This window comes from Atopobium sp. oral taxon 810 str. F0209 (genome assembly GCF_000466405.1).
In the GTDB taxonomy this organism is placed as follows: Bacteria; Actinomycetota; Coriobacteriia; order Coriobacteriales; family Atopobiaceae; genus Olegusella.
The window spans coordinates 22,492-28,491 of sequence record NZ_KE952933.1 but is presented as its reverse complement, the minus strand read 5'-3'; the positions used below and the strand labels follow the sequence as shown (position 1 = coordinate 28,491).

The 6,000-nt window shown below is 50.9% G+C and carries 4 protein-coding genes and 1 tRNA gene; 3 read left to right on the top strand and 2 right to left on the bottom strand.

From position 1 onward, the window contains the following. Positions 1–160: 160 nt before the first annotated feature. Positions 161–236: transfer RNA gene (locus HMPREF9069_RS00130), tRNA-Val, on the bottom strand. A 38-nt stretch (positions 237–274) separates the two neighbouring features. Between HMPREF9069_RS00130 and HMPREF9069_RS00125 the strand changes: the two genes are divergently transcribed. The 3 genes from HMPREF9069_RS00125 to HMPREF9069_RS08705 all read left to right on the top strand — a co-directional run bounded on the left by HMPREF9069_RS00125 (position 275) and on the right by HMPREF9069_RS08705 (position 4,364). Further along, the gene (locus HMPREF9069_RS00125; protein WP_035437786.1) at positions 275–1,867 is read left to right on the top strand and encodes a Mur ligase family protein; all 1,593 of its coding nucleotides are present in this window, start codon (positions 275–277) and stop codon (positions 1,865–1,867) included. A gap of 34 nt (positions 1,868–1,901) precedes the next feature. Next, on the top strand, positions 1,902–2,834 hold the full coding sequence (locus HMPREF9069_RS00120; protein ID WP_021625029.1) for an HAD family hydrolase: 933 nt from the start codon (positions 1,902–1,904) through the stop codon (positions 2,832–2,834). A 270-nt stretch (positions 2,835–3,104) separates the two neighbouring features. Continuing rightward, positions 3,105–4,364: a 5-bromo-4-chloroindolyl phosphate hydrolysis family protein gene (locus HMPREF9069_RS08705; protein ID WP_051317734.1), complete on the top strand. Its 1,260-nt coding sequence runs from the start codon at positions 3,105–3,107 to the stop codon at positions 4,362–4,364. A gap of 107 nt (positions 4,365–4,471) precedes the next feature. On the opposite strand, the gene HMPREF9069_RS00110 is transcribed toward HMPREF9069_RS08705, so the two are convergent. Then, the gene (locus tag HMPREF9069_RS00110; protein WP_232204006.1) at positions 4,472–5,662 is read right to left on the bottom strand and encodes a toxic anion resistance protein; all 1,191 of its coding nucleotides are present in this window, start codon (positions 5,660–5,662) and stop codon (positions 4,472–4,474) included. Positions 5,663–6,000: the final 338 nt, after the last annotated feature.

Genomic DNA, 6,000 nt, shown 5'->3' with positions numbered 1-6,000 from the left:
AAGGCGCTTATTGAACCGCCTGTAGGGAAATGCGAGTAAAAGGGCGCATTGTGAACCGCCTGCGGCAATGGCGGGCAAGCGCGCCTTGCGATCCCAGCGCCCAAACCAATCCGCCTACAAAAAACCCGAGACCGCAGGGGTCTCGGACACATCAGACATCTGGTGGGCGATGAGGGATTTGAACCCCCGACCTTGTGCGTGTAAAGCACCTGCGCTAGCCACTGCGCCAATCGCCCATAACCCGCGTGTTCGCGAGTGCTCACGAGAGTGTATCATGAGATGCATGAATACTACAGTGCTAAATATCGCCGAGTTACTAAAAACTCACGGACTCCTGACCGCGAGCGCCCAGCTCTTTGGCCAAGAAGAGCAGGTCATTACTGGTGCAGACTGCGATTCTCGTGTTGTGAAAGCACATCATCTTTTCATTTGCAAAGGTTTAGCTTTCCGCGCAGCATATCTGACGTCAGCTCTAAAAAAGGGCGCCGTTGCCTATCTTTGTGATGAGAGCCACGCCAAAGAGCTGGCGACTATCGCGCCAGGAATTCCCGCGCTTGTCACTACAGACAGTGGCCTTCGCCGTGCAATGGCGCTTGTTTCAGCGGAAGCTTGGGGGCACCCTGACCGTGATCTGAATATTGTAGGCATCACAGGTACCAAAGGTAAATCCACAACTGCCTACATGCTGCGCTACATCCTTGACGCTGGTGCCGATGGCAGAGGTGAACTGGGATCAGCCGCATCAGTCATTGGCTCTATTGCCACCTATGATGGTGTGGTTAATGAGGAGAGCCACAACACCACGCCCGAATCCCCCGACCTATGGCGTTACCTGCATAATGCTTCAACAACTCAACACAGCCCCATGGTGATGGAGGTTTCAAGCCAAGCACTAAAATACGACCGCGTTGACGGACTGAACCTCGACATTGCCTGCTTCCTCAACATTGGTCGTGATCATATTTCGCCACGCGAGCATCCAGATTTTGAGGACTATTTTGCAAGTAAGCTGCGTATTTTTGAGCATGCAAAAACAGCGGTCATAGGGCTAGGCACCGACCATTTGCCCGAGGTACTCACTGCTGCTACACATTGCACCAAGCTTGTCAGCTTTGGCGTTGCCAGCACAGACGGAACGGCTCCCAGTACTGCTGGCATCACGGCTGATATCTGGGCTGACCACATCACGCCAGGTGAAGGCACGGTAGATTTTGCCGTGCACACACCTGCTTGGACTGCCATCATGCATCTTGGCATGCCCGGTCTCTTTAATGTCGATAACGCTTTATGTGCAATTGCAGTAGCCCAACTGTTGGGCATCAGCCGCAGTCAAATTCGTGCTGGCCTTGCCCGCTGTCGCGTACCTGGCCGCATGGAGCTTTTGGACTCGCCTGATCCGCGCCATGTGGCTGCCATTGTTGACTATGCACACAACAAGCTCTCCTACCAGCGCTTCTTTGCTTCTGTAAGCAAAGAGTTCCCTGGTCGCCGTATTATTGCGGTCTTTGGTGCGCCAGGCGGCAAAGCCCAAGAACGCCGCCAGGAATTGCCACTTGAGGCATCAAAATGGGCGGATGTTCTCATCTATACCGAAGAAGATCCAGCTCATGAACGAGTTGAGGATATCAATGCGGAACTGCTTGCCGCAACTCCAGCTGGTCAACACGCCGAGTCGATCCCCAGTCGCCCCGATGCCATCGCCCGTGCAGTTGAGCTTGCCTATGCAGAAAAAACACCTGCTCTGCTTTGCTTGCTCGCTAAGGGAGATGAGACCCGCCAGCACGTAGGCGACGAATTCCTACCCTGCGAAACCGACGAAACTCTCTTTTTACGTGCTATGCATGAACATCTGAATCAACAATCCTAGTGTTACCACTCGTTGCATCCTAAAGGAGAAATGTATGCCAGCTCTATCTTTGCCGACATTCCCTTCTGCTCCCGCCCTGCTTCCTGATTATCTGCAAGAGCGCTTTGGACGCATCAAACACATCATTAGTGACACAGACGCCACCATGGTTACGCATGGTTCGGCACTCTGTGACTCAGCAGGCAGCCCATCTGTCGAATTACCGGAAGCCCTTGTTGCTTTGCAGCGCATTGGTATCGATGTGATTCCATGCACCGGTCGCAGCCGCGCGATGATTCGCGAGGTCGTACGCATGCTAGGACTCCCCGGCTGGATTGGTGAGATGGGTGGCATACTCTGCTTGCATGAGGGCACCACCAGTGATTGGCAGTACTTCACCGCAGACATGTCTTTTGATCCTAACTGCGGGAAAACCCCGCATGAAGTCATTGTAGAGACGGGCATTGTCGAGCGTATGCAAAAGCGCTGGTTTGACTCTTTGGAACTCTACAACGACAACGGCATCGGCTACCAATACCGCGAAGTGTCAGTCGCATTTCGCGGCGCCGTCATGGAAGACGAAGTCCGCCAGATGATGGATGAGACAGGATTGCCTCTCTACCTTGCAGACAACGGCATGGTCACGCGTATTACTGGCGACACTATCTTGCCCACCGTTGCAGGCGAGCGCCTTGAAGATGTACATACCTATCACATTACACCGCGCGGGCTCGATAAGGGTTCAGCTGTGGCACGCTACATCGAGCTGATGGGCTGGGATCCTGATGAGTGTCTAGCTTGCGGAGATTCCCCAGCGGACTGTGAGATGGCAAAACATGTGGGTACCTTCATGCTCATGCGTAACGGCATTAACAATCCCAAGTCGCAGGCAGCGCTTGCAGGTGCAACAAACGCTTTTGTATCCACTCGCCCCTCAACAGATGGTTGGTGCAATATGGCAAATCTGCTAGCTGCGCTTCATTCATAGCTCTGCGACTTCTTGGCCAAGCAGAGCAATGCCCTTCTTAGCGATTGATTTGCTTGATAGCTGTTCTCCTTGACGGTTACTCTGCTTGTCCGTGTGACAGTGCATTGTTGCGAAATATTGGAGTTTTGCTTATTAAATTTAAACTTATGGAGTCATTTTCTGCTGGGCATGATTAATGACCTCAACTGCCATAAAATAAAGGCACTGCGTCATGGTGATGCAGCCAGCTCACTATTAACGCCAGCTCCGCTGACGGCTCGAAGAGGAACTATGACCAATAAGCAGCCTATCGACGAAGAAACGCCAACATACGAGACACCAGGTCCTGGCTATCCGCCCCCTCCTGATATGCTCGATAGCCTCAACGACCTAGGCTCAACCGTTATGGGCAAGGTTAACGAGGCAGTCGAAGCCGCCGACTTTGCCGGCCTTTCGGCATCCGTTTCACATTCAATCAAGTCCGCAAGCGCCTCATTTTCGCGGGCTTTAGCAGGTCCTAGCCCATACATAGTACGTGCGCGCAGCAAAAAGACTAGTGCTATGGCAAAAATGTTTGGCTTTGGCTATTTGACAGGCATAAACGGAATAGTAACTTTAAGCAGTATCTTTGGCCTGTCTGGAGAATCCCTTATTCCAAGCCTCTTTGTCAGCGTTATTTTTGGTGGATTTACCTATTTGTTTGGCAAGCTTACAAGAAGCGCCTATCGCGAACGCAAATTACATCGATATCTTGAAAGACTTGCTCGTATTGCCAGTACGCGACAAGCATTAAGTCTTGAAGAGATTGCCCTTCAAACGGAGAGCTCTATCGGCGATACCACAAAAATGGTGCAGACAGGTATTTCTCAGGGCTATATTCCTCAAGGTCGTATTCGTCAGTCCATGGATGGCAAAACGGTTTTATATTTAACCGATCACGCTTTTAAAGAGGCGGGCGGCAAAGATTTGCCAAAGACAAAGCAAAAAACTTCTGAGCGTGTAGCTGCGCGTAGCAAAACTGCAGCTCCCGCTCCTGAATCCATCAAGCAGAACACCAACAATGGCACTACAGACAACGCAAGTAAAACTCCTATCAATCCAAAAGTGGCCGATGCAGTGGCAAAAGGTAAGGATTATATCCAACGTATTCATTTGGCGAACGACATCATCAAAGAAAAGGAGATGTCGGACAAGCTGGATGTACTTGAAGAAAATGTGCGCCGTATTACCGCACGCGTTAATGAGCGTCCCGATACGGTCGATCAACTCACGCAGTTCCTCAACTATTATCTGCCAACCACAGGCAAGCTGGTGGATGCCTATGCCGACCTCGACAAGCATGATGAGCATGGCCCCAATGCTGAGGCCACACGCAGGGAAATAAAGACCACCATTGATGTTATTAACGAGTCTTTTAATAAACTTGCAGATGACCTGTTGCAGGATGCCGCATGGGATCTACAGGGTGACATGCATGTACTGCGTACTATGTTGACCCAAGATGGCCTTGCTGATGACCACGGTCCCCGTGCTGATTCACGTCCTCTCTAGGATCACTATTATCTCAAGCAATATAAAAAGCAATGCAAAAAGCTGGGCACCCAAAAGCACCCAGCTTTTCTTTTAGTGTAAAGGAGCATTCCTCTAACGCGAAGAATCTAGTGTGATGAAACCTCAAGGAGTTTTTGCTTGAGCGCGCCTTCAATCTGGGCAAGCTCGGCTTCAGCAGCGATACGCTTCTCGTGACCTTCCTTCTGAATAGCCATAACCTCATCGAGTGTCGACATGAGCTGCTCATTGGTGTGGCGTAGAGTCTCAAGGTCAACGATGCCACGCTCGGACTCCTTTGCCGCTTCTACGGTAGCGACTTTGAGCTGATCGGCGTTGCGCTTAAGCAAATCGTTGGTCATCTCGGACACTGCACGCTGGGCTTGTGCCGCCTGAGTGGCATGCTGCACACCCAAAGCGATGACCATTTGGTTTTTCCACAAAGGGATAGTATTAACAATGGTGGATTGAATCTTTTCAGCCATAACAGCATTGGAGTTTTGCACCAAGCGGATCTGCGGGAAGGTCTGCAAGGCTACTTGGCGCGTGAGCTCCAAGTCGTAGACGCGCTTCTCAAAACGATCACACTGCTGCGCTAAATCGCGCGCGGCCTGAGCATCTTCTGCCAAACCACTTGCCTGCGCCTTTGCCTGAGCTGCGGGCAAATCCTCCGTACGAACCTTTTCCAGCTTCTGCTTGCCTGCAAGCACATACATTGTTAGCTCTTTGAAGTAGGTGACATTGTAGTCATACATGTGGTCAAGCTGATCGACATCTTTAAGCAGCTGAATCTGGTGTTTTTGCAGCTCGTTCGAGATGCGCTCCACATTATTTTCTACTGTGGCATAACGAGCTTTGAGCTCTTGCAACTTGTTGCCCTGCTTTTTAAAAAAGCCCAAGAAACCTTTTTGATCGGTCTCCTCGGGGTCAAAGCCCTTGAGATCAACAATGAGCTGAGTAATCTCGTTGCCCACACTTCCCAAGTCCTTGGTACGGACGGATTCCAGAGTACGATCAGAGAAGTCAGCCATCTTTTTCTGTGTACCAACGCCATATTGTAAAATTGCGCCAGATTGAGCAAGGTCAATTTTACCTGCAAACTCATCGACCTGCTTACGCTCGGACTCAGACAGCATCGAGTCATCAACGTTAATGGTCGCGAGCGGCGTCACCGCGGGCGCTGGCTGACTCAGGTTGGTGCCAAACTCAAGCGTAGGCGCACTTGGTTCTGGAATTGTTGTCGTGGGAGCCTGACTCATCTCGTCGCCAAACTCAAGGATAGGGCTTTCATCCACTGCCATATCGGAACCTTTCTCTGAGAGCCTCAAAGCAAAAATCGCTTGAATTGTGCTGGATACAGTATGCCCCGTTTGGCGACTCTTGTGCAGCTCAACTCGGTAGATGGGACACATTGTTAATACTGGCGCCCGCTCACTGGCTTACTGAAACACTTATTGTAAAAGTTACTGAAAAAGTTACCGCGAGGGTTGCCGCGCGAATTACCGCAAGAGACTCACCGTCAACATCCCACCCGAAAAAGGGTTCCTTTTTCACGTTTTGCTCCACAAAATGCCTGATAAATTTTGCGTCGGTGGGAAATTAGGAACCCAATTCGACGCTGGCTGATGAATCGTGAACC